The 24,156-nt window shown below is 58.9% G+C and carries 19 protein-coding genes and 2 pseudogenes; 15 read left to right on the top strand and 6 right to left on the bottom strand.

Going from position 1 to position 24,156, the window contains the following annotated elements; translation table 11 throughout:
* Nucleotides 1–53: 53 nt before the first annotated feature.
* Entirely contained in the window at nt 54–1,085 is a 1,032-nt protein-coding gene (locus tag QSV46_RS03255; protein ID WP_314946482.1) for a glycosyltransferase family A protein, read from the top strand.
* Between the two features lie 289 nt (nt 1,086–1,374).
* Nucleotides 1,375–2,646 carry a lipopolysaccharide biosynthesis protein gene (locus QSV46_RS03250; protein WP_314946280.1) on the top strand — a complete coding sequence of 424 codons (1,272 nt, stop codon included), beginning with the start codon at nt 1,375–1,377 and terminating at the stop codon, nt 2,644–2,646.
* Between the two features lie 53 nt (nt 2,647–2,699).
* On the opposite strand, the gene QSV46_RS03245 is transcribed toward QSV46_RS03250, so the two are convergent.
* The 3 genes from QSV46_RS03245 to QSV46_RS03235 form a co-directional block, all read right to left on the bottom strand.
* Complete coding sequence (locus QSV46_RS03245; protein WP_314946278.1) at nt 2,700–3,425, bottom strand: FkbM family methyltransferase; 726 nt, start codon at nt 3,423–3,425, stop codon at nt 2,700–2,702.
* 72 nt (nt 3,426–3,497) lie between these two features.
* Nucleotides 3,498–4,421, bottom strand: a complete 924-nt coding sequence (locus QSV46_RS03240) for a glycosyltransferase family 2 protein (RefSeq protein WP_314946276.1) — start codon at nt 4,419–4,421, stop codon at nt 3,498–3,500.
* Between the two features lie 84 nt (nt 4,422–4,505).
* Complete coding sequence (locus QSV46_RS03235; protein WP_314946271.1) at nt 4,506–6,143, bottom strand: hypothetical protein; 1,638 nt, start codon at nt 6,141–6,143, stop codon at nt 4,506–4,508.
* A 123-nt stretch (nt 6,144–6,266) separates the two neighbouring features.
* On the opposite strand from QSV46_RS03235, the gene QSV46_RS03230 reads away from it, so the two are divergent.
* The 6 genes from QSV46_RS03230 to QSV46_RS03205 all read left to right on the top strand — a co-directional run bounded on the left by QSV46_RS03230 (nt 6,267) and on the right by QSV46_RS03205 (nt 13,183).
* Nucleotides 6,267–7,484 carry an O-antigen ligase family protein gene (locus QSV46_RS03230; RefSeq protein WP_314946268.1) on the top strand — a complete coding sequence of 406 codons (1,218 nt, stop codon included), beginning with the start codon at nt 6,267–6,269 and terminating at the stop codon, nt 7,482–7,484.
* A 37-nt stretch (nt 7,485–7,521) separates the two neighbouring features.
* Nucleotides 7,522–8,550 (top strand): hypothetical protein, encoded by a 1,029-nt coding sequence (locus QSV46_RS03225; RefSeq protein WP_314946266.1) that lies wholly within the window; start codon nt 7,522–7,524, stop codon nt 8,548–8,550.
* Nucleotides 8,547–9,728, top strand: a complete 1,182-nt coding sequence (locus QSV46_RS03220) for an acyltransferase (protein ID WP_314946263.1) — start codon at nt 8,547–8,549, stop codon at nt 9,726–9,728. Before QSV46_RS03225 ends, QSV46_RS03220 begins: the two co-directional genes overlap by 4 nt.
* A 435-nt stretch (nt 9,729–10,163) precedes the next feature.
* On the top strand, nt 10,164–10,919 hold the full coding sequence (locus QSV46_RS03215; RefSeq protein WP_314946261.1) for a hypothetical protein: 756 nt from the start codon (nt 10,164–10,166) through the stop codon (nt 10,917–10,919).
* Nucleotides 10,920–11,140: 221 nt separating this feature from the next.
* On the top strand, nt 11,141–12,580 hold the full coding sequence (locus QSV46_RS03210; protein ID WP_314946258.1) for an undecaprenyl-phosphate glucose phosphotransferase: 1,440 nt from the start codon (nt 11,141–11,143) through the stop codon (nt 12,578–12,580).
* A 456-nt stretch (nt 12,581–13,036) separates the two neighbouring features.
* Nucleotides 13,037–13,183, top strand: a complete 147-nt coding sequence (locus QSV46_RS03205; RefSeq protein ID WP_314946255.1) for a hypothetical protein — start codon at nt 13,037–13,039, stop codon at nt 13,181–13,183.
* Between the two features lie 453 nt (nt 13,184–13,636).
* Here QSV46_RS03205 and QSV46_RS03200 read toward each other — a convergent pair whose 3' ends face one another.
* Entirely contained in the window at nt 13,637–13,861 is a 225-nt protein-coding gene (locus QSV46_RS03200) for a hypothetical protein (protein ID WP_314946254.1), read from the bottom strand.
* A 143-nt stretch (nt 13,862–14,004) separates the two neighbouring features.
* Here QSV46_RS03200 and galE point away from each other — a divergent pair.
* From galE to QSV46_RS03180, 4 genes and pseudogenes are all read left to right on the top strand, one after another.
* Nucleotides 14,005–15,001: pseudogene (gene galE, locus QSV46_RS03195) on the top strand (UDP-glucose 4-epimerase GalE).
* Between the two features lie 1,246 nt (nt 15,002–16,247).
* Nucleotides 16,248–16,811, top strand: a pseudogene (locus QSV46_RS03190) (outer membrane protein); the annotation flags it as partial.
* A 322-nt stretch (nt 16,812–17,133) separates the two neighbouring features.
* On the top strand, nt 17,134–17,772 hold the full coding sequence (locus QSV46_RS03185; protein ID WP_314946253.1) for a response regulator transcription factor: 639 nt from the start codon (nt 17,134–17,136) through the stop codon (nt 17,770–17,772).
* 653 nt (nt 17,773–18,425) lie between these two features.
* Nucleotides 18,426–18,626, top strand: coding sequence for a hypothetical protein (locus QSV46_RS03180; protein ID WP_314946481.1), 201 nt, complete (start codon nt 18,426–18,428; stop codon nt 18,624–18,626).
* An 802-nt stretch (nt 18,627–19,428) separates the two neighbouring features.
* Here QSV46_RS03180 and guaA read toward each other — a convergent pair.
* Nucleotides 19,429–21,027, bottom strand: a complete 1,599-nt coding sequence (gene guaA, locus QSV46_RS03175) for a glutamine-hydrolyzing GMP synthase (protein ID WP_314946252.1) — start codon at nt 21,025–21,027, stop codon at nt 19,429–19,431.
* Nucleotides 21,028–21,178: 151 nt separating this feature from the next.
* On the opposite strand from guaA, the gene QSV46_RS03170 reads away from it, so the two are divergent.
* The 3 genes from QSV46_RS03170 to QSV46_RS03160 all read left to right on the top strand — a co-directional run bounded on the left by QSV46_RS03170 (nt 21,179) and on the right by QSV46_RS03160 (nt 22,627).
* Nucleotides 21,179–21,550 (top strand): nuclear transport factor 2 family protein, encoded by a 372-nt coding sequence (locus QSV46_RS03170; RefSeq protein WP_314946251.1) that lies wholly within the window; start codon nt 21,179–21,181, stop codon nt 21,548–21,550.
* 267 nt (nt 21,551–21,817) lie between these two features.
* Nucleotides 21,818–22,150 carry a DHCW motif cupin fold protein gene (locus QSV46_RS03165; RefSeq protein WP_314946249.1) on the top strand — a complete coding sequence of 111 codons (333 nt, stop codon included), beginning with the start codon at nt 21,818–21,820 and terminating at the stop codon, nt 22,148–22,150.
* A 267-nt stretch (nt 22,151–22,417) separates the two neighbouring features.
* Nucleotides 22,418–22,627 carry a cold-shock protein gene (locus tag QSV46_RS03160; protein ID WP_008141931.1) on the top strand — a complete coding sequence of 70 codons (210 nt, stop codon included), beginning with the start codon at nt 22,418–22,420 and terminating at the stop codon, nt 22,625–22,627.
* 217 nt (nt 22,628–22,844) lie between these two features.
* Here the strand turns inward: QSV46_RS03160 and QSV46_RS03155 are convergent, their stop codons facing one another.
* Nucleotides 22,845–24,146 carry an RsmB/NOP family class I SAM-dependent RNA methyltransferase gene (locus tag QSV46_RS03155; RefSeq protein WP_314946157.1) on the bottom strand — a complete coding sequence of 434 codons (1,302 nt, stop codon included), beginning with the start codon at nt 24,144–24,146 and terminating at the stop codon, nt 22,845–22,847.
* Nucleotides 24,147–24,156: the final 10 nt, after the last annotated feature.

Genomic DNA, 24,156 nt, shown 5'->3' with positions numbered 1-24,156 from the left:
CCTGATCCATGGTACCCTCTGTAAACATTGCGAAGGGCGTATCCTTGGATACCGTGCAGACGGTCGCGAACCACAACTTCCGGGCCGGCCGGGATTACCCGTTCGTGACGATCGCGATTCCTACATATAATCGGGCCGCGCTCCTAAAGGGATGCATTGCGTCAGCGCTGTCACAGACCTACCCCCATTTCGAGGTCCTCGTCTCGAATAACGCCTCGCCGGACGATACCGTCCGCGTTCTGGGAAGCTTTAGCGACACAAGATTGCGAGTCATCAGCCAGGAAACGAATATCGGCCTGCTCCCAAATTGGAATGCGTGTCTCGAGAATTCCAAGGGCGATTATATAGTCTTCGTTTCCGATGATGACAGGGTCATGCCGTGGCTGCTCGAACGGTCAGCGGCCCTCATCAAGCAACAGCCGCAGCTCTCGAGCGTGATTACGCTAAGCAACCTTCATGCTGCATCGCTCGGACGGACGAGGCCCCCGCGTACCAGTCGTCTCTGCGATACGGGCATTCGGGACGGCGCCGCGATTCTGGGGGCCTTCTTGACCGATCAGATCACCGTAAATATGTGCGGCGTGGTGATGCGGACCGAACTCCTGCGCGAACGAGGAGGCATCCCACTTGATCTGCCGCACACAGCTGACGTCGCCGCTTGGGCGCCGCTCCTGCTGCTGGGCAAGGCTGGGTTGATCAACGAGGCCTGCGCGACCTACACCTATCACGACGACTCCGAGACGGCTCGATTGGGCGTCGAGAAACTTCTGCAGGACGGGCGCAAGGTGGCCGATCTGATCGCACAGACCGCGGAGGTTCATGTCCAAGACCCGCAGATGCGCAAGACCATCCAAATCCAGGCTAGGCGCTGCTTCGCGCGCCGCGGGCTGATCACGCTATCCGATTACCGCAAGAGCGGCGGCAGCATTCAGGAGACCTTAAACGTCGCCTGGCAATTTCGCCACGACCTTCACGGTATCAGCCTGAAGGCCGTCCTTCGCTTCGTTGCTGTGACCTTTTGTCCACAACGGCTTGCCGCCCGGCTGCGTCGGCTGAGGCTCAGCGCACCGGAGCAACTAGCCTGACGACGCCCACCACGGCGTCGTCGCGCTACTCATGCGCAGCCGCGCTCGGCAATCGCGCAGTCACGCACATCTTCTCAGCCACGCGGTTATTGATGCCCCTCAAATCCCGGGGACTCGACATATGTAGGCTTCCTTGCGGAAGCGAGTTCATGGTCATCAGTTCACATAACGAGCCACTATCCATTCGATCCAACGGGCGGCGTCCGGAGACGTCGTGGCAGGTCGGGTACAGAACATACTGGTGGTTCCCTGTGCCTGATTCACCGTCTACATTATGAGCACCGCAGCCGTGCCCGCTTCACTCAACCGGCTCCTCGTCGATCTTGTAGTCATGGCCATGCGGGCCAGCGTCATGGGCTGCAAATTCGGCCTCGCCCTGTTCATTGCCCGTTATCTCGATCTGTCGTCATTGGGCTTGTATGGGCTTGCCGCCGGCGCCATTGCGGCCCTTCCGATCGTCGTCAATCTTGGAATGAACCATCTGCTGATGCGCGACGCGGTCACCGCTCCCGCGGGCGAAATGATCGACAGCATGCGCCATTATTGGTCTTTCGTGATCTCGGCCTACATGGTTCTCCTGACGATCGCCATTCTGGTTACCATCGTCCTAGGAACTTCCGCTTTATGGGTCCTGATCGTTGGGGTGATCCTGTTCGAACATGTCGGTAACGACATCTTCTATCTTCTTTCAAGCCTGCAGCACCACCTCTCGGCAAACGCCATCGGCTTTATTCGCGGCGCGGCCTGGATTCTCGTCTATGTTCCGCTCGCTATTTGGCACCCGAGCTTTAGGCCACTTCCGTGCCTGTTCGGCTTCTGGCTAGCGGGAAGCGTCGTCTCGATAGGGCTTTTCGTTTTCCTGAGCTGGTCCTGGCCATGGCGAGCATCCTTTTCCCGTCCGTTTAGATCTTCGGTGATTACCGGCGCGATCCGAAAGTCCTTCCTCATGCTGGTAAGCGACCTCGGCTTTGTTGCGAGCCAGTACATCGACCGCTATCTCATAACATTGTTCCTAGGCTTGAAGGTCGCCGGCATCTACTTCCTCTTCTGGACGGTCGGGAGTTCCGCAACCACCTTTCTCGCATTGGTCCTCCAGCAAAAGCAGCGCCCTCTGCTGATCAGCGCATATCGGACCGGAGGCTCGTCCGCGCACTGCCAGTTGGCCTGGCGCTTCATGCAGACGACAGCGCTCGCCACCATGGCGCTTAGCACTGCGGTCGGGTTTGCTTTTCAGATCCTTTTGCCGTGGCTGGATCAGCCCGCTCTCGCTGCCCAGTGGTCGGCCTTCTGGCTGATCGTTACGGGGCTCGCCGTACGCTACATGGCGGATTTCGGAGCCCTCAGCCTGTTTACGGCACATCGCGATCGGATGACGACGGTCACAAACGTGGCATCGGTATGTGTCTCGGGGATTGCGCAGGTGTCACTCCTGCCGTTCGCCGGACTCCACGGGGCTGGCGCAGCAATCCTGTTCACGTCTCTCGTCATTGCGTTTTGGCGCTACCGGCTCCTGTTCGGTTTCTCACTCACGAATGTCGACTCCGGCCGGGTAGGAGCCTAACCCCGACCCAATGCGCCCCAAGCTACACGCTGAAGGACCGTATGTCCCAGATGTCAGTGGTAGCTGATACCGTCGCTGTAGTCAGCCCGTCTGAATATGCAATCCACCTCGAGCAGGGACGCAGGATCCTGAGAATAGTAAGTCACAGAGCGCATCTGGCTCAACGTGAAGCCGGCCTCCCGCATGAAGCGGAGCGCCTCATCGAACTTCCAGGTGCCTTCATAGAGGTGGACGAGGGGCAGCTCCAGCTGGACGCCAAGAAGACGATGAAGCGAACTCTTGCCACCTCGCAATACATTCTGCTCGAACCCCTGCGTGTCGACCTTCAGGAACACACGATCGTCGGCGAACTCCGAATACATCGAGTCGAGCGTCGTGATCGGCACCTTGTCCACGCGGACCACATCAGCCTCATAGATGCTGTTGCGGCCGACCTCCGTTTGGCTGACAATCGAGCTCATCGCCGTATTCCTACTGACGTTGATCTCGATGGTGCCCATGGTCTCGCCGAGAGCCAGGTTTCGGCAATCCCACTTCTCGTCGGCTGCGCAGTTCGCCTTGAGCCGTTCGAACACGTCGACGACAGGCTCGAAGGAGACAACCCTGCCCGTGTAACCTCGCAACCTGAGTTCTTGCGCAAACTGGCCTTCGTTGGCCCCGACGTCCAGAACAAGGTTGACAGAACGTGAGTGGAGAAACTCCACCAAATCCGGGTGATGACGCCGAATTTCATAACCCGCTGATCTGACGATCGATTTCAGTCGGTCCTTGACCATCATGTCTCTGCTCCCCTGATTTCTAGTCCACTGACGAAGCCGTCGATGCTTGCGTGTGTCATGGAGACGAAATGTTCACCGCCAACCGAACTGGCTCCGACGCCATTTGAGAATTGGTGATAAAATTGCCCGTCCCACCTGACTGCGCCGCAGGCCAACTTTGACCAGATCCACGGCCGGCGACGGAAGCGGAGGCATCAGGTCGTTTCGCATGGTGAACATTCCATCTCCCCGATCGACGTCGCATTCGACAGCCTTTCGCACGCGATCTCGCCACGAGGCGGTCTCGTGCATCGGCGTCAGGCCTTCGTCTGTCCAATCGGGCTGCAAGCCCGTTGCAAGCGTTCGGTTGGCTTCGTGCTTGAATAGCGCCGGTTGCCTTTGACGTATTTCCAGCCGGCTCGATATCTGCGCAGGCGAGCGGTACGGAAAGTGCTTCAAGCGAATCCGCGATGGAAATGTCCGGCCCCGGTTATGCGGCCAGACCAACCCGCCCCAGCGGAGATCGTTGCGGTGGCGGACAAATCGGGGTTCGCTCCAGTTGTTCTGATAAAACCTGAGCCTGTCCTGCACCGGTCGATCCAGCCAGTCCGCAGGACTCTGTTCGTAATTTCGAAGATCGACGTCGGTGAAGTAGAAATTGAACGTAGCAGAGAGGACGAAGCCGTAGCTGTTCGGGACGCGCGCGAGGAAGCGGGCCGGATCGTCAATGTAGATTTCGTCGGAGTCTAGCCTGCACCACCAATCTCCCGGAGACGCTACACCACAACGCGTTTCGAATATTTCCCCTCGGAGCTCGTCGGTGAAAATGCGATTGTCATGACCAACGATTTCGATCTTCGAATTCCGGCTCGCGATGGCCTGTACCGTTTCCCACGTTCCATCGTCACTGCTATTGTCAAAAACGAATATCCTGTCGCTCCAGCTTAGAGCGGCCTCCAGAGTCTCGCTGACAATGTCGTTCTCGTCTCGAACGCAACAAATGCTGAAAATCTTCATGCTGAAGGTCTACTCACTTGGCGTCGATTGGGGATCGCCGACGCACCACGCGAAAATTGCGGCGATTCGTTTGCATGTTAGTCCCTAGAGCGGAGGCATTCTGGTCGATCGAGCAACGGGGCCGACAACCGCTTCTTCTTTGAGGTCTGCCCGTCCGGTAGAATGAAGGTCCTTTAATCCTTCTGTTCTTTGCCGGGGCACCAACAGCAGATTCCTGACCGGATCGTCATCCCCGACGGCCTCTCCGGGACCTGGGTGGACATGCATTGTGCTTCTCGCGAGTTCCGGCCCGAAGATGCTTCCAAGACCGAGCAGAATGCCGCCGGCAAGCGCCAAGGCTACGAGCTGCGAGACTTGAGGAAATACAGGCGCCGTTGGAGTTATCGCTTTCTGCACTACTCTGAGGCTGGAAAGCTGACTCTTTTTAGCGACCTCGGTGCTTATCTGCTCCTCCTGAATGCGGGCTGCATACTGCGCCGCAGCTGACGACGCGGTCGTGAGAACGCGCTTCAACCTTCCGTACTCGGCCTCTTTTGCAGAGAGCGATGCAAGTTCCTTACTCACTTTCTCGAGCTCGGCACCCAATTGATTCAGCAGGTCTATCTGCCCGTTGAGGTCGGCATTTAGCTTCATCAGCGTCGACATGTTGTCTTGGTAGACCTTGATCAGAAGCAAGGGAGGCTGCTCCTCAAACTGGTCCGGCGGCTTAGCGGAGGAATCGAGGGGCCTTCGAGCGTCCGGCCCTGCCAGCGCGCTCACCATTCGGCTCACGGTCTTGGACTGCGTGACCGGCCGCAGGACGGCCAACTGGTCCGCGATCGCAAGTTTCTGCCCTTTCTTTTCCTCGATTGCCCCCCGCGTCGTGGCGATCAGCGCGGCCAGATCACTGGCGCGCTTGAGCAGGAGTTGCCGCTGCTCATCGACAGCATAAATCGATGCCTCAACGGAAAATCGCTTCAAATTGGCAGCCGCGACCTCCGCCTCCTCCTCGAGACGCTTCGTTTGCTGCTGGAAGAACTCCTGCGCCCCCGGCATTTGAACATCCAGACTTTGAACGGTTACCAGTGCGTTCGCGAGTTCGTTCAGATAGCTCGCGGCGATCGATGGATCCTTGTGACGGAACGTTATCCTCAATAGGTCGGATCTGCCCTCCTGCTTGGCATTGATGCGGTCTCGCAGACTGAGAATTCCAGACTGGTTACGCTCTATGTCTTCCTCTGCTTCCACCTGCGCGTGTGACTGCGGTTTTGGCTCGGCCGGCTCGCGGGCGAACACGTCCCGAAGATCGATTTCCTTTCCCCATGCCATAAACCTGGCCAGGAGGGTCGGATTTGAATCGGATGATAGCCTGTCGTAGCCAACGTTTTTCGCGGCTTCCAGAATAACCTGGTCGATCTTGGCGATGCGCGACAGTGATTCCATCCGGCTTTGAAGGTCAACGCCCTCTCCGAAAGGCGAGGTCGCGTTGCCGGACCGTTCCTTGATCCCCTGCCCGGCGCGCAGCAGCACATACGCCTCGTACCGGTCCCCGACCGACGCATAATAGAGGAATGCTGCGCCGGACGTGAGCAACAGGCACAGGTAAATGATCCACTGTCGCCGCCATAACAGGCCGAAAGCGCTGGCGGGTAAAGTTCTTCTCCCACGTTCCACCGTCAACTCCACTCCTCTAATTGCCGCAGCCTCCACCGAAGCGCGCAGAGCGGTATTGACGACCGTCAACTCGGATTTGGCTATCCCCCACATGTTTTAACGGCTGAGACTCCTGCCCAGTTCGAGCAGGCTGAGGCTGTTTGAAGGGGTCACCACCGGAACCTGCCGGCCAGGGAAGTGGAGTAGTTTGTAGTGAACGATCTAGCCCTAGGAAACGAGGAGACCCCACACCGCGTTTCCGCCTCAATGGTCGCCCACGGCCGGTTCTTCGTGGTGACCTGCTTCGGCCTCGTGTTCCTGAACTGCCTGACCTTTATCTACCACTTTACCGGATCGAGTGTGTTCAACGTCCTGAGCAACTCGATAAGCCTGCTGCTTATTTCATGGTCCGCCTACCACGTGCTGGTGGGGAGAGAGAGTAGCGGCTTTTACAAGATCCTGCTGATACTCGCCTGCGTGTTCACGGGTATGAGCTATCTGGTGAATTTTGGCGCTTTCGAGCTATCGGACGGCTTGAAGCTTCTATCCGTCTATTCATTCTACGTCGCAGGCCGCACTACGCCGGAGCGGTTGCACCGATCCGAGAAGCGGTGCATCTACGCACTCGCGGCTCTGCCACTACTTTTCAAGGTGGTCGGCCGGACGAAAGTCTATACCGGCATCGAATATCCTGACGTATTCTCCTATTTTCCGAACACAAACACGGCAGCGCTCTACTTTTCGGCTCTATTTTTTGCCGCTTCCCCCTGGTTCGGAAACAAGGTCCTGATAGCGCAGTTCGTAAATGCTGCGATCATGAACCGGGTTGGCCCCGCATTGGCAACTATCGTCGCCGTTGGTCTCTGGTCTTTCTTCCCGTTGAGACCACAGGTATTCGCCGCGCTCTTCTTGCTGACAATAGCCAGCCTCGCCGCCTACGCGCTTGGCGCGCTGGATCGACTGATAACGGGTCTGAACGCGATAGCGCTTATCTGGAGCCTCGACCCGAGCACCGTCGCGCGGATGTCAACCAAGCAGTTGATCGATTTGACGGGCACGACGGATATGTCCGCGTTCTTCCGCATCACCCACTGGACGAACATATGGCAGATCTATTCGTCGCTAGGGCTCGGCGGAATATTGTTCGGTTACGGTGCAAGTCAGACCGGCGTCTTGACCGTGTTGCCGCTGCCGCCGCACAACGATTACCTGCGCGTGCTGGCGGAATACGGACTGTTGAACTGCGTGGTCTTTGTCGTTTTCGTGTTCAGCATAGTGTTTTCGCTGAAAGAGCGGGCGGCGAAAACCATGTACACCGTGCTGCTCATCTATTTTTTGTCCGAGAACCTGATCGACAATTTCACGTCGATGACGCTGTTCTTCTCCTATGCGGGCCGGTTCACGTCGCCGAAATGCTCTCCAGCCGAGTGACGCGCAACTCTCGCACAGCGTAAACAAGGAGCGGCCGATGGACTTCTCAATATCCGATCTCATCAGACAGAACACACGTGGGAATAGCGAAGGTTTTCCCGCAGGCGTGCCTCCGAGCTACAACTGGTACCAAGGCTGGAACGACGGGGGGCTGTGGTCGCCGCCCGCAGATTTCAGCGCGGTTGAGGGTTGGGGGCAAGTCTACCCCAAGGTCGGAGCACCGCCCTATTCGAATCCAAATGCGGCGATCGAGGTCGCAAACGCGAAGACCTATGTTCGTATCAAGCAATCGGGTGAATGGGCGTTGGTACAGGACCAGTCCAAGACCCAACTGACCGGAGGGCATTTCGTCCCGGACTTCGTGGGGAATGTGGCCATTCCTATGAAGACAATTCCTCTGGCCGGCGCGACCATTTCCTTCGACGCTCCTCCAGCCGGCTATAACAACCATTTCTGGTACAAAGCTCGAGGGACCTACCCAGCCGGAACCGTGGATGCCGTCTATGTTCAAATGGACATGAGGACCACCGATCCGGACTTGCATCTCGTGGCCATGGTGGGCGCAGACTGGTGGCGACATACGAAGGCCCCCTATCTTGATGATCACAGTAACAATCCAGGCATCGGCGGCAGCAACTGGATTGAGCTCTCGACCCAATGGAAGACGATCGGCTTCTATTCCATGAGCGCTGAGGAGTTTCGCGCAGGTCCAGCCCCGCCGCTCCAGGGATCAGCGATCGAAATGCCACCCGCGGTAGCGCCCCCGCCCTCCCCGATGCCGACGCGGGGCGGCGATAAACTCATGGACAGCGGGTCGTTTGAGCCGACGGTTGGTTTGGGCGAGCGAAAGATTGCCAACGTCAATGACGGTTCTCCTCGAGCCCCGCAAAGCTATCACCAGTTTATGGAGGCCGGTTCGCGCCTCACCTTCGCCGGCTCGGTCAAAACGACCGAAGCCTTCTCGAACGACTCCCTTCTGGTGCTCGCGCTGGCCTTGGGAGCTTTTGTCAAAGTCCATCGGGGCGGCTCGCCGGGCCGAGCAAGGCGCTGGAGCAACGTGCCATGACTGCAAAATCGTGGAGACTGCCGGCTCTTCGCGCCGCATCCAACGAGATGCTGCACCTGGATCTGCTAAGATTCGTCGCCTCCGTCGGTATCGTCGTTCGCCATTCTTTTGAGTTCTTTTTTCCAGCGGCCGTCCGGCCCACGCTGCCGAGCGGCCTCGCTTTGTTCGTCGACCTGTTTTTCGTGATCTCCGGATTCGTGATCGCGCACGTGTATCAAGGAAAGGTCGATACCCTCTCCGGGTATGGTTCATTTCTTCAGAGACGAGTGGGACGGCTCATGCCGCTCCACTGGTTGACGCTACTAGTTTCTATCGTTGTCTGGTCCGGATTTGTCGCGCTCGGCAAGGCGGGGACTCACGAACCGGCTTTCGAGCTTCGCTGCATCGCAGAGACTGCACTTCTCCTGAACGCTATGGCGACCTGCGGCAACGGAATTTCGTTTAGCAGCGTGTCTTGGTCGATAGGCGCCGAGATGGTGATGTATCTGATGTTCCCGCTTTTCGCCTGGGCGGGCCTTAGATCAAGGCTGGGACTTCTCGTGGCAGCTGTCCTCATCCTTGTTGCTGCTATTGTCGTCGACTTGGCCCAGAACGCAGTCGATCGCTCGTGGGTAGATGTGTGGCCGCCCTTCAGGGCGCTCCCCTCCTTCATGATTGGAGTCTCCCTATTCTACTTTAGAGACAAAAGCAGCGTGATTCCTGCGCCCGGGCGCTTATTGATATTGTCCTTCGTGCTGCTGCTGGCCTCGATGATTACGTATGTGCACCACCTCGTTGCACTCGGGCTCGTCTATGTCGTAGCGATCGCGGCGGTCGCGGCCGACACGCAGCGCATCGTGCCAACATTTGTGAACCGCCTCGCTCCTCTTGGGCAACTCACCTACTCACTTTACATGTGGCATTCACTCATCGTTTTGATTGTCATGAATGCGGTTGCCGACAAGCTGGTTCACGCTTCCACCACCTTGATGTCCGCATTCTGCATGATTTGCTACGCGATCATCTTCGGAATTGCGTATCTCTCGTATTTTTTTATCGAGACTCCAGCACGGCGCTATATCGACAATCTTGGCTCGAAACGGGCGCGCATGACGTCGGCGTCTTGGTATTCAGTTACAAACGGCCTAAATATCGAACAAGCCGAGCGTAACGACACGCGCCTGAGCAATAAGCTGTAGTTGCTGGGTGCCAGAACGTTCGCGCCAGTGCGTGCGAACAAGTGCAACGCCTGACCGTCATGGCCTGCAACACGTTGCCACGTGGCCCTGCCAAATACTGAAACGCACGACGTCCCGGCCTTGCAGCTCCGATTGACGGCCCTGCGTCGTCACTGACATCAGTTCCAATCGTTCAGCCAATTGATGTTCGTCAAGTCGGCCACGTATTCGATGCCTACGGTATAGGCGGAGAAGCTTAACTGCTTATGGGTCGGTCCTATGTCTGACGCTCATCATTTTTCCGCTCTGCACTTGCTGCTCACAACACCTGGATGTGCGGTCCGCACCTTTCGGCGGCTCCAGACTTGGCTCTTGCCGATCGGATTGGCTGCGTTTTTCGTCGCCACTCCAGAGGGCGCCGTTTCGTCAAGCGGAGCCGCCGCGGCCGGACTCTCGTTGAACGTCATCGAGCAGAATACTCCCGGTTATAGCGAGGCATTTCCCGCCGGCGCTCCCAAAACGTCATCATGGTGCAACGGCACCTCCAAACCTGATGACGGTGCCCCCCCTTCGGACTTCACGGCCGTCACGGGACTAGCTTCGGTCTTTCCAGAATTTGGCGCGCCCCAACCCGCCAATTCGGACGGAAAGATCCTCGTGTCAAATGGAAAGACGTATGTACGCCTCCGCGCCACAAAGGAATGGGCCCTTGTGCAAGATCAGAATGAAAACGAGATCGTTGGAGCCCATTTTGACGCTATGGCTCCCAAGAATTTGGCCATCCAAATGAAGGTCGAGGTGCAAGCCGATGAAGGCACCCTTGTCGGCGGTCCTCCGCCTGGCCGTAACGACCTGATGTGGATGGTGCGACGAGGCAGCTTCGCTGCCGGAAGCGTGGATGCGGTGTACGTGCAGATGGACATGAAGATGTCGGATCCGAACATGAAGGTTGTCGCCAACATTGGAGCCGACTGGTGGCGAGCCCCGGATTCGCCGCATAGTGGCGTTAACAATCGAGGAGCCGGCAACAGCAACTGGGTCGAACTGTCAGCAGACTGGTCTACCCTCTATTTCTTTTCCGGGAGCACCTCGCAATTTACTGCGGCCCCCCCTCCACCGTTGACCGAGTCGCCACTTCCGACACTACCCGCCAGCACGCGGCGCGCCCCAAATTCCTCATCGCCGTGCCTGCGCGTTCTGACACCTCGATAACACCTTGTGTGAAACACCCGATGTCGGTGAGCTTACGAATTAAGCCGCGCTGAATATGGATCGGGGGACGGCCGTCGACGTCGCGTCCTCATGACATATCTCTGCGCTCACGAACCTTCTTTCTGCTGTCTCATCGTGAAGCGCAGGATCTCGCGGTTGAGATTCGTCAAGTTCATGAGACAATGAATTGCTGCGGCAAGTCTTTTCGAAAGAGGCTCTCGATGTCCTCAGCCACATACGGTTCCGAGCATCTATCTTCTACAGTCACCGGTCGCAGCCCTTCGCTGCAAAGACCGTTTCAAATCGTCATCATGGCAGGCGATTTCCTGCTGGTTCTGCTCAGCTACATCTGCGCTACCCTCGCTCATCGTGAACTCATGGGAATTCCGGCCGACCAGGAGCTTTCAGTGGGCGCCGGCTTGATCGTGGCCATGCTGTTTGTCACGATTGCTTTCGTTCAAGGCGGCTACGACCGTCACAATCTGCTAAATGCGAGCTGGCAATCGCGCAAGGTCCTCCTTGTTTGGGTCTTGTCACTGACAATTCTTGCGGTCGCTGCTTTCCTGTTGAAATCAACAGCCGTTCTGTCCCGCGCCACCATCATTTTGTTCGCGGCAATGGGCCTCATTAGTCTGGGCACACACCGCGCGGTCTGGCGCCTTCTCTTGACTTCATCCTTTGCCAGGGGCCACTCCTTCAAGCGGCGGGTCGTGTTGCTCAGCCCAAGACCACTCGATTTCACCTCCAACCGTTTCAAGGATTTGCGCAGGAACGGTTTTGAGGTCGTGCATCACGTAGTGCTGAATTTGACGTTGCAGCACGACGATGCAGCGTGGGACCGGGATGTTCTCCAGATCGTTCGAGAGTCTCGTGCGGCGGAAGCAGATGAATTTCTCCTCGCTTTCGACTGGAACGAACTTCCCACATTACAAAAGCTGAGCCAACGGTTGCGCCAGGTACCAAATGCCATTCGCTTGCTGCCTGATTTTGCGATCGCGGACCTCGTGTCACGGCCTTTCGTGCCCTTCAGCGGCACGATGGCGATTGAAATCCAGCGACCTCCTCTTTCAATCGCCGAACGAGCCCTGAAACGCGGGCTCGATGTCAGCTTGGCCTCTCTAGGGTTGTTGTGCATGGGCCCGCTGCTGATCATAATAGCGATCCTGATCAAACTGGACTCGCCGGGCAGCGTCATTTTTCGTCAAACACGCCGCGGTTTCAACGGCACGCCGTTCGATATCTGGAAATTTCGGAGCATGACGGTTTCGGATAATGGCCCCGAGATTAGGCAGGCAAGCAAACGGGATGCGAGAGTTACCAGGATCGGGCATATCTTGCGCAGGACGAGCATCGACGAATTGCCTCAACTCTGGAATGTTTTGCGCGGAGAAATGTCGTTGGTTGGCCCGCGCCCGCACGCGCTTGCGCACGACAACTACTACAATCAGATGATCAGTAACTACGCTTATCGCCACCACGTGAAGCCTGGCCTAACTGGCTGGGCCCAAGTCAACGGCTTCCGTGGTGAGACACCAACCATCGACTTGATGAAAAAGCGCGTCGAATACGACGTCTGGTATGTCACCAATTGGAGCATCTGGCTGGATCTTCGCATTTTAATGCGCACGGCGATCGTGGTTTCGAGCCTGGATGCTTATTGAGATCGCGTCTCCACAGGTGTTCATTTCGCGATGGCGTTGTGCTGGCGGATAGAAGAAGCTTTCGCTGCCGAACCGTGGCAGTGAAGGACAATCAAGCCGCAACGGCAGCATCAAGCTCATTTTAGAATCGTGGGTTGTAACTATCTCGCCGAGGGCTGGGCTTGTGCGCCCATGACCGTCGGATAGGGATATGGCTCTAGGCCGAATGCGCTAGTGGTGCGCAGGCCATGTTCGGCTTTTGCCAAGCCTAAAAGGCGGGGCCACAACATTTATTTGGCTCGTGAGCGGATCCCGGCGAATGTTATGACGCCGCCAGCTTAGGGAAGTGATAGCACGCAGATAGCTTACAGAGGCGGATCATGGGGAAGGCGGCCAACAACGAGATTCGGAAAATCCGAGCAAGGCTCTTTAGCAATCTGAGCGCCCGGACTGCGATCGTTGCGATAACGATGATGTTTGCGCCACTTTTCTTCAGTCCATGCGGGAGCTGCATTTGAAAGCAATAGTTTTGACCGCCTGCCCGGTCATTTTGCTTTTGATCCTCTCGTGGAGCTGGAACTCAAGGCGATGGATATTGCGGCCGAGATCGAGGACTGGACGTAATCCCCCGCGGATCACCGTGGGGAACCGAAGTCAATTGACAGGTCGGAAGCTAGCCCTTCGAGATGAGGTGATAGTCCCAGTTGATTAGAAGACGCGCACCTCGCGGGCGACAATTTGTCACTGAGCCGGTTTTGACGTCCATCAAATTTAGGAGGTCCAAACTTCGTACGAACGGCCGGCAATTAACCGCGGCGTTGGAAATTGAGTTGGGCGGCATACACTCTCTATTGGAACCTTCAAACTGGCGCCTCGGTCTGGTTGACGAGCAGCACCAGGTCGCAAGGCGTTCCGCCAGCAGGCATCGATTTGCCTATCCTTTTGGGGGATGCCACGATCATATACTGCACTGTGCTTGCCTCATCACCCTCTGCCGTTGTTATCGAACTGGACAGCGGCCATCTCCGGCGGCTCACTCCAGCGACTTTCCCTTTCCCTTCGCCTCGATTCGTGGGCTCAGAATGGATTGTGCAGCGGCGCGTCTAAAGCCCGCGTCAGTTGAGCAGCCTGCCCAGCGTGCCCCGCTACGCTGAAGGCCATTTTCAGAAATGCAACCAGTTGGCCGTCGCGCCCGTCCATATTGTGCACGCCGACATATTCAGCCGTGAACTCTACGACAAACAAGGAGACGACAACCGAGTTGATGCGGATCTGCGGCGCAAAAGTCCCATTCGGCATCACGTGGGTAGTGGGTCAAGCACGCCGTCGAACGTTCACCCCTGCCTGCTCTAGCGCGCACCGTTTGACCACGACCTTCGCTCTGCTATTGATCGATCAACTGGAACCATCTCTCAAGGCCCCCAAGTGAAGCAAACAGTGACGACATGACCGACCAACCGATTGTCCTCGTCACCGGAGGGGCCGGCTATATCGGCTCGCATTGCTGCAGGGCGCTAGCCGCGGCGGGTTATGAGCCCATTGTCTATGACAACCTCTCCACCGGACATCGCAGCTTCGTCACGGGTGCGGTTGTCACCGGTGATCTGCTGGACGAGGCAGCACTGGCGCACACCTTTGCCGAGCACAAGGTTTCGGCTGTGATGCATTTCGCGGCGGCCAGCCTGGTTGGAGAGTCGGTCGCGGACCCGCAGAAATACTACATCAACAACGTGCAAGGCACGCTGTCGCTGCTCAAGGCCATGCGCGATGCCGGCTGCAATCGCATTGTGTTCTCCTCGACCGGCGCGGTCTATGGCAGCGCCGACTCCAAGGCACTGCCGGAGGACTTTCCCCTGCACGCCCATCAACCCCTACGGCGCATCGAAATGGATGATCGAGCGCATGCTCTCCGACTATCGCTCGGCTTACGGCTTCGGTGTCTTCTGCCTGCGCTATTTCAACGCGGCCGGCGCCGATCCTGGCGGCGGCATCGGCGAGTTGCGCGACAACGAGACGCATCTCATTCCGCGCGCTATGATGGCGTTACAGGGGCATGTCGGCGATTTCGCCGTGTTCGGCGACGACTACGATACGCCGGATGGCACCGCGATCCGCGACTACATCCACGTCACTGATCTTGCCGCAGCTCATATTGCTGCGCTCAAGCTGCTGCTCGAAGGACATGCGGGCGGCAGTTTCAATCTCGGCACCGGCTCGGGCTTCTCGGTGCGCGAAATTCTATCCGCGATTAAGCGGGAGACCGGGCGCGAGGTGCCTCATGTTGTCAAGCTGCGACGGCCCGGCGATCCGACCTTCCTGGTCGCCAATCCCTCGGCAGCGCGTCATGTGCTGAAATTCGTCCCTCGTCATTCCGACCTGCCGACCATCATCCGGACGGCATGGGCTTGGCATCAGAAGGCGCATCCCCTGAAGCGGGCCTGACGTCGAGGCATCCGTCATCGATACCTGACGGGCCCTCAAGGAGAGGGGCGTTGGTTCCTCATTGTGGGCATCCTGGCAAGGGACAGGTTCGCCCATTGAGGCCTATCCCAGGCGCGTTCTCACCCCAGCCATGGCCCGGCCCGCTTGTGCAACGTCCATCGATGTCGGTGCCGAATGCGCACAAGCGCATCGTTCGATTGATTGTCCGATTTGCTCGCCGTAATACCCTATTCTACGATGAAGATCTGCAAGGCTGCACTGCCGCGTCGCAAATCTCCATGCCGGGTTTGACCGATGGCAACAGGATCTCGGGGGCTCGGAAATTACCTGAGCAAGGTTCTGAATCGCCGACTTTTCGCGAGCGAAACGGATCTCGCCGCCGTCCGATCGGCAAGCTGCTCCCCGAGTGGAAAGCTTGGTAGCTGCTCAGACGGACGCTGGTGGGCTTGATTGCCACTGCAATCGTCGCATTCATCGCAATGCTGTTTGGAGAGGCTTAAACCGAGGCTTTCACGGAATATGCGCCGCTTGCGCATCTGACCCTGAGGAGTCGTTCAGGCTAACCATCGTCCCTCGCGATGGCGAGCAAGACATCGATCTCGTTGAGGATGACCGCGGCGCCTCAGGCAGCGTCTGGTGTGAAGCACCCGTCACTAGCAACGACTTCGAAGCGGGGCGTGTTTTTTCGAAGGTATTGGTCGCGAACAGGGCCGGTCCCTTTCTCTGTTGAGCTCGTTTGTCGCGCGGCCGAGTCACTGGTTTGTTTCCAACGAGCGAACAGGATCGCAGGAAATCGTAATCTGGCGTGCAAAATCGCAGACTTGGTAGCGGGAGACCGCTACCGCTTTTCCCCACATGAGGCCAATCTGCGATATTTCCTCCGATCGTCCGCCTAAACGGTGGGTTAGATCCGGGTAGGTGCTCGCGCACGAGGGAGGCCTTCCGTCATGAGACGGCGGAACCTCGGAAACACTCCAAATGCAGAGCTGCCTGGTGGGGCTTCATCACGTCACTCATAGATCCTAGTTGCTCAGTAAACGATTCCCGGCTTTGCAAGCGACAGTTTCCGCGACGAGCGTGGCTCAATTCTTTGGTGCAAACGCTTCGGTCGCCGCCTTCAGGGCGGACTCGCCCATGCTTTTGGTTTGTGAGCAAGCGCATTTGCGCCTGGAAAAAACCAGACTGAATCTCGAGGGCGTCCTGCATGTCCTTGCGCCTGCATGAGCTTGTCGCCGAGGTCGAACGTCGCGGTGACGTTGCGCTGCATGTAGCCGCAGAACCCGGGGGCCTCGCTGGCGGACAGATCGGGTACCGCTGGCAAACAAATCAGTTTGTGCTCGGCCTCGAAGCGCAGGGAGATTGGGCGGAAATCAAGAATACGCGCGTCAGCCTGATCGACCCGTTGATTTCGACCACCGGGAAGATTGACGCCATCGGACTCTTCACGGCGCAGCTCGGTTGGGCGTGGAATGCCTCGCTGTTTTACGTGAAGGGCTGCGCCGCCGTGACGCGCAACCGATTTGACATCTTCAACAACGTCACCGGGGCCGGCCTGGCATCGGCAGGCCACACACGCTGGGGCGGCGCCCTTGGCGTGGGGTGAGAGTACGGCTTCACGCCCAATTGGTCGTTCGGTATCGAATACGACCATCTCTGGATGGGGCGTGACAATGCCGGCTTCGCAGGCGTGGTTACTCCTGGAGGGTTTGTCCTCACCGGCAGCGGGGTCAGTCAGGATGTGGACATGGTCACGCTTCGGTTGAACTACCGCTTCGGTGGATACGGCGCACCGGTCGCGGCTAGATATTGATCGCGCCCACCTTGGCAAACCAAAAGCTGCGGCACGCCGGGGCTTTTGGTGCTTAGGAATTTCTTGGCGCTCCGGTGTCTGCATTGCATCAAAAGCGTCGGTTGGCTCCTTGGCTGCAGACTTCCGTTCTGCTCCTATGGATCCGCATTGGCCACCGCCAGCGCTCGCACCGACAAGGTCAAGCAAGGCTGGGTGTGGCACAAAGTGCATAGAGACTTTGGTAGCGGATCGCAGCGACAGATCAGCTATGCCTGAATAGAGACCAAAAGATACTTACCTCTCTCGAATCGCGCGGTACCTTCTTTGTAGCGAAAGAGGACCGATGTCGCGGCTCGTGCATATTATCGACGACGATCCATCATTCCTGACGGCCATGGAGCGTCATTTGAAGCACGCCGGTTACCAGGTCGCAGTCTATGCCTCAGCGCAGGAGTTGCTTGACCGATCGCCGAGCGACAGCATTCCGAGCTGCATCCTTCTCGATGTGCAAATCCCCGATTTGGACGGACCTGCGCTGCAAAAGCAATTGGGTGAGCTCGGCTCGACTTTGCCGATCATATTTCTCTCTGGCTATCGCGACATTCCTCTGACTGTGCGGACCATAAAGGCGGGTGCGCAGGATTTTTTGAGCAAGCCGGTAAGCTCCGAGGACCTTCTTCGCGCAATCGCAGGAGCGTTGGCGCATCATCGATCGACATTAGACCTGCAGAACAAGATAAGTACGGCCCGTGCTCGTCTCGCTACATTGACCCCGCGCGAGCGACAGGTCTTCGACCTCATCGTTCGGGGCAAAATTAACAAGCAGATCGCACACGCGCTCGGAACGACCGAACGCACTATCAAAGCACACCGTCACGGAGTCATGGAGAAAATGCAGGTTCGATCGTTAGCCGAGCTGGTCTCTCTTGCCGAGCGGATCGGGCTCCTAGGCGGCGCATCCGACATTCAAGGGACAGCCTAGTACGTCCCAGCAGTTCTCGTGCGCCAGGTCTGTCCGTTGATCTATGTCAACATCGCTGAACTTTCGTTTTTAATTGTGTTGCGGAGGTGTGGTCGGTGCGATCAGCGCCATGCGATGTTGGGATCAACGATGAGGATGCCCATAAGCGAGCTACTCCGTTTGCGCGGAGAACGCATCGACTGGCTACTCTCGATGCTAACCGGCGTGCTGGCATTATAATTTTTGTCTTCGCCCCACTCCAGGCAATGGGCATCACCGCCCTTCATCTATTCGCTGATGGTCTATTGCTGGCGATCATCGTCAGCATGGTGATCATCTCCAACAGTTCAACTGCCTTGGTCCTGATGTCGCTGGCACTTGTCTCGAACGTCGCCGTATTCTTTCTGCGCATCTACTACCCTGTACCCTATCATCTTCACATTTTGGCGGGCGCATGGTTGATCATTGCCTGCACGTTAGGCGCTGTCGTGCTTCAGGCCGTGTTCAGGCGAGGTCTCGTTACATATCACCGGATTGTTGGAGCCATGCTTCTATACCTGCTGATCGCGGTCACATTTGCAACGCTGTTCTTATTTGTCGGGCTAGCGGCCTCGGACGCGATCAAGGGAATAGCTTTCGAGGACGATCAATCGGTGGCAGCGTCGCTCTTTTACATGAGCTTTGTCACGCTGATATCGACTGGGTACGGAGACATCAACGCAGTCGTATATTGCCAGTACGTTGAATATCCGGCGGGTTGTGTTGCCCGGGCGGGCGTCGTGCTCAGGCCTCGTCCGGTGGCGCGCGCAGCGGTCCGTCATGACGCCGGTGGCAATGCCAACGGTGGCGTCAATCGCGTTGGGGCGGGGCGGTAGGAGCGACGCCCGTGCTAACCGGAGAGCGAATCGACCCCGACCGATTCTGCAGCAGCGGTACCCTGCGGCGACGGGGAAAGCAGATCGTCCGTTTTGCTCGCTCTGATATCCAATTCTACGACGAGCACGTAATCGACCTGTACCATCCGATCTGCGCGCCGTATCGAAAGGGTGAAGGTAAAGAAACAAAGGAAAGTCGCGCAGCAATCCGACCGTAAAACCTCCGACCACAAAACGTCGGAGGAGACCCGTTTTGTTCTCAGCGACCCTTCTCGTTAGTTCTTGAAGAAGAAGGCTTATTGCTTGGTGGGCGCACCAGGGCTCGAACCTGGGACCCGCTGATTAAGAGTCATTGCTCTATCTCAGTGACTGACGCTTTCCGCGACCGATCTACCGCTTCAGAGAACCTTGCTAACGCTGGCTGTCGCGAAATCTTTTTTGATCTCCCGGTGCACACGTCGTGCACACACGGCCCTCCAACCAATTGAAACCCTTAAACTCTCGCTCCAATCCATCATGGGTAAGTTTGGAGCTAGGTCTACCAATGAAAGCCCGCGAAATCTAAATCGCAGATCCAACGACCACTTCGCGCCAACAGCTCCCGCTTCTCCCATGCAAGGATCCCAAGCAGACCGAGCCTTTCTGCACGCTGCAACTCGCTGCTATTCGCCATCAGCGAAAACGCTATGGACTGCCGACTTTCATCGAGGTTAAGTCGAGGCCCACAGGTCCCCGCCGGCATGTCGAAGCAAATGAGACTTCCTAAAGGCTACGCCAAGACGCGCAACACCACCCGATAGCACTACTCCCACTCAATCGTCCCCGGCGGCTTGCTCGTCACGTCATACACCACCCGGTTCACGCCCTTCACCTCGTTGATGATGCGCGTCGCCGTCTCGCCCAGGAACTTCATGTCGAACTGGTAGAAGTCCGCGGTCATGCCGTCGGTGGAGGTGACGGCGCGCAGGCCGACCACGAAGTCGTAGGTGCGTCCGTCGCCCATGACGCCGACGGTCTTGACCGGGAGCAGCACGGCAAAGGCCTGCCAGATGTCGTCGTAGAGGCCGTGCTTCCTGATCTGGTCGATGTAGACGGCGTCGGCCTTGCGCAGGATGTCGAGTTTTTCGCGCGTGATGTCGCCGGGGCAGCGGATAGCGAGGCCGGGGCCCGGGAACGGATGGCGGCCGACGAAGATTTCTGGCAGGCCGAGCTCGCGCCCTAACTTGCGCACCTCGTCCTTGAACAGCTCGCGCAGGGGCTCGACGAGCTTCATGTTCATGCGCTCGGGCAGCCCGCCGACATTGTGGTGCGACTTGATCGTCACCGAGGGGCCGCCGGTGAAGGAGACGCTCTCGATCACATCAGGATAGAGCGTGCCTTGCGCCAGGAAATCGGCGCCGCCGATTTTCTTGGCCTCCGCCTCGAACACCTCGATGAAGAGGCGGCCGATGGTCTTGCGCTTGGTTTCGGGATCGGTGACGCTTTCGAGCTCGCCGAGAAACTGCTTCGAGGCATCCACGTGCACGAGCGGGATGTTGTAGTGGTGACGGAACAGATCGACGACGGTCTTGGCCTCGTCGAGGCGGAGCATGCCGTGATCGACGAAGACGCAGGTGAGCTGGTCGCCGATGGCTTCGTGGATCAAGACGGCAGCTACGGCCGAATCGACGCCGCCGGAGAGGCCGCAGAGTACCTTGCCCTTGCCGACCTGGGCGCGGATCTTTGCGATCTCCTCCTCGCGGAAGGCGCGCATGGTCCAGTCGCCGGAGAGGCCGGCGATCTTGCGGACGAAATTGCGGATCAGTTTTGCGCCGTCGGGCGTGTGCACCACTTCGGGGTGGAACATCAGGCCGTAATATTTGCGCGTCTCGTCCTGGATGATCGCGAAGGGCGCGTTCGGCGAGGTGCCGGCCACCGAGAAGCCCGGCGGCATTTTTGTGATGCGGTCGCCATGGCTCATCCAGACCTGGTTCTTGCCGCCGGGCGACCAGACGTCCTCGAACAGCTTGCTCGGCGCCTTGACCTCGACGTCGGCGCGGCCGAACTCGCGGTGATGGCCGCCCTCGACGGTGCCGCCGAGTTGCTCCGCCATGGTCATCTGGCCGTAGCAGATGCCGAGCACGGGCACACCGGAGGCGAAGATCAATTGCGGGGCGCGGGGCGAGCCGGCCTCGTGCACCGATTCCGGCCCGCCGGAGAGGATCACCGCTTTCGGCTTCATCTCGTTGAAGGCTTGTTCGGCCTTGTTGAACGGGACGATCTCGCAATAGACGCCGTCCTCGCGCACGCGACGCGCGATCAGCTGCGTCACCTGGCTGCCGAAGTCGACGATGAGAATCTTGTCATGCGCCGAGGCCACGGAAGGCGTCGACGCGGAGCGATCGTGCTGTGCTGCTGTCATGGCAAGCAGATACGCGACGGCGCTCCGCGCCGCAACCGCGCGGGGCGCGCGTCCCACATCCTTCTTTGGGCATCGACAAACCGATATAGGTAAGTATTATTGACCTAATATGCCCCGCTCGCCAAACGGGGGCCGATCAGGGAGAGCGTTTGTGTCACAGCCTCATCAGCCATCAACGCTTGCCGCGCTCGGCCGGACCTGGGTCGGAGCCTGGAACGCGCGAGACCTGGAGCGCGTGCTCACGCTCTATGCCGAGGACGCCGTAATGACCTCGGACCGCATCCCCATGCTGGGTTTCGATGCCAGCGGCACCGTGCGCGGCAAGGACGCGTTGCGGGTCTATTGGGGCAAGGCGCTGGGGCTAATCCCGAACCTGCATTTCACAGCGATCGATGTGTTCGTCAGCCCGGACAGTGTCGTGGTGCTTTACGAGAACGAGCGGGGCAAGCGGATCTGCGAGTATCTGCGGGTGAATGACACGGGGCTGATCGTGCAGGGGTCGGCTAATCATCTGTCGGGGTGATGCTTGCACCTTTGCGCGTCGGCTCCCTCTCTCCCCGTCATCCTGAGGCGCGAGTGGCGCGATGCCAGGCATCGCGCCGGGAGCCTCGAAGGATGCACGGCCCGGATACAGCCGGGCCGTCGCCCTTCGAGGGCCGCCGAAGAAGCGGCCACCTCAGGGTGACGGAATTGGAATGGAGTTCGCGGCTTCCACACGCGCAATGACGGAGACCGCGGCGCAAGCGTGCGCTAACAGAAGCACCGCCGGCTCCAACTCCAGGACACCATCATGAAACTCCCCACCTCCCCCTTCACCGTCACCGACTGGAGCAAGATCGAGCCGACCAAGCATCCCGGCGAGACCGGCCAAGCGCTGTGGCGCACGCTGAATATCGGCGATCTCCGGGTGCGGATGGTGGAGTATTCGCCGGGCTATCTCGCCGACCATTGGTGCGATCGGGGCCACGTGCTCTACGTGCTCAAGGGCGAGCTCGACAGCGAGCTGCGCGACGGGCGGACATTCAAGCTGACGGCGGGGATGAGCTACCAGGTCTCGGACTTCGGCGATGCCGCGCACCGGTCCTCGACGGCGACGGGAGCCACGCTTTTCATCGTCGATTGAGCCACGCCTGGCCGCTTATTTGCACCGCAAAATAGCAAAGTCACAGGACATGCCGGTCCACGGGTGGCGCCTTGAAGTGGCCCAAAATTCTCGCTATATTGTGATCATCGATACTTGGCCGAACGACTGGGCCGCTTCGCTTCGTTGCAGACGGGCGCGCACGCTTCCAGATGAATTCTCCAAACATCGACTCATCAGGGCTATGGACGCAGCGATGCGCACCGGCTCGCGTGCGTATCCTCATCTAACTAACTAAAGGAAATTCCCATGGCTATGGGCACCGTGAAGTGGTTCAACACCCAAAAGGGTTATGGTTTCATCCAGCCGGACGACGGCCAGAAGGACGTGTTCGTGCATATCAGCGCGGTCGAGCGCGCCGGCCTCTCGTCCCTCAACGAGGGCCAGAAGGTCTCGTTCGACATCGTCGCCGACCGTCGCAGCGGCAAGTCGTCGGCTGACAATCTCCGCGTCGGCTAATCGCCAGCGCAAAGCGCTCTGACCGCGGACGTACCGGTTAGAACGCTAGAAACAAAGAAAGCCCCGCGAGCTTCGGTTCGCGGGGCTTTTGTTTTTGTCCCCTCGTCATTCCGGGGCTCGCGAAGCGAGAGGCCGGAATCCATTGAGCCGCAGAGACTGCCGCGCGACGGATTCCGGGCTCGCCCTGCGGGCGCCCCGTAATGACGACGGAGCGAGATCAACCCATCTTCTTCAGCACCGAGACGAAGAACCCGTCCGTCCCCGTCCGCCGCGGCGTCAACAGCCAGCCTTCCGGCGACTGCATCGCGGCCTTTGCAAAATCGTCGGCCTTGTCCCAGAGCACGCTCGCGGTCTGCTCGGGCGGCACCACCGCGAACTCGCCATGGCGGGCGACGAACGCCCTCACCTGTTCGCCGTTCTCTTCCGCCAGCACCGAGCAGGTGATGTAGGCGATGCGGCCGCCCGGCTTCACCAGCGGAACCGCACGCTCCAGCACTTCGGCCTGGTCGCGCAGGCGGATCTCCAGCGCGCCCGGGCGCATGCGCCATTTGGCGTCGGGGTTGCGGCGCCAGGTTCCGGTTCCCGTGCAGGGCGCGTCGATCACGACGAGGTCGGCGGTGCCGCTGATGTCGGCAAGCGTATCGGCCTCGCCCTTGGGCGTGCGGACATCGGCATTGTGGACGCCGGCGCGCGATAGCCGTTCGTGGATCGGCGCGAGCTGGCGCTTGTCGCTGTCGGTCGCGATCAGCCGGCCCTTGCCCTGCATCATCGCAGCCAGCGCCAGCGTCTTGCCGCCGGCTCCCGCACAGAGATCGATCACCTGCTCGCCGGGCTTTGCCGCGGTCAAGCTGGCCGCAAGCTGCGATCCCTCATCCTGCACTTCAACTCCGCCCTTGATGAAATCCTCTTCGGCCTGGATGCCGGGGTTGCGTGCATCGGCCGAAAGCTCGATGCGCAGGCCATTTGCCGACCAAGGCGTCGGTTTCGCATGAAGATGAGCAAGCGCGCGCAGCACCTTGTCGCGATTGGACTTTAGCGTGTTGACGCGCAAATCGAGCGGCGCCCGGCTCGCCATCGCCGCGGCCTCCGCAGCCCGGTCCTCGCCGAACACTTTTGCCAAATATGGATCGAGCCATTCGGGATAGTCGCCGGCAATGGCCGCGGGCGCGTCCTCCAGGGAGCGGGAAGCGAGCGCCGCCTGCTCGGCCTCTGTCAGCGGCGCCGGGGCAAAGCGGCTGCCGTCGAACAGCGCCGCCATCGTGGCCGTGTCCATGTTCCGCTCGAGGCGGAGCATGCCGATCAGCCGCGCCCGCGCGGTGTCGGAATCCATCAGATGCGCGCTCGAGGCATAACGGCGCAGCACGTCCCAGACGAGGCCCGCAATGGCGGCGCGGTCGCCGGAGCCGGCGAAGCGGTGCGCGGTGCCCCACTCCTTCAGCGCCTTGGCCGCGGGCACGCGATCCTTCTCGATGGTGTCGATCAGTTCGATGGCTGCGGACAGCCGGGCGGCGGGGGTCATTTGAATTGAA

This window comes from Bradyrhizobium cosmicum (assembly GCF_032290525.1).
GTDB classification, from domain to species: Bacteria; Pseudomonadota; Alphaproteobacteria; order Rhizobiales; family Xanthobacteraceae; genus Bradyrhizobium; species Bradyrhizobium cosmicum_A.
Note: the sequence above shows the minus strand (reverse complement) of the source record. Positions and strands in the feature narration are given on the sequence as shown.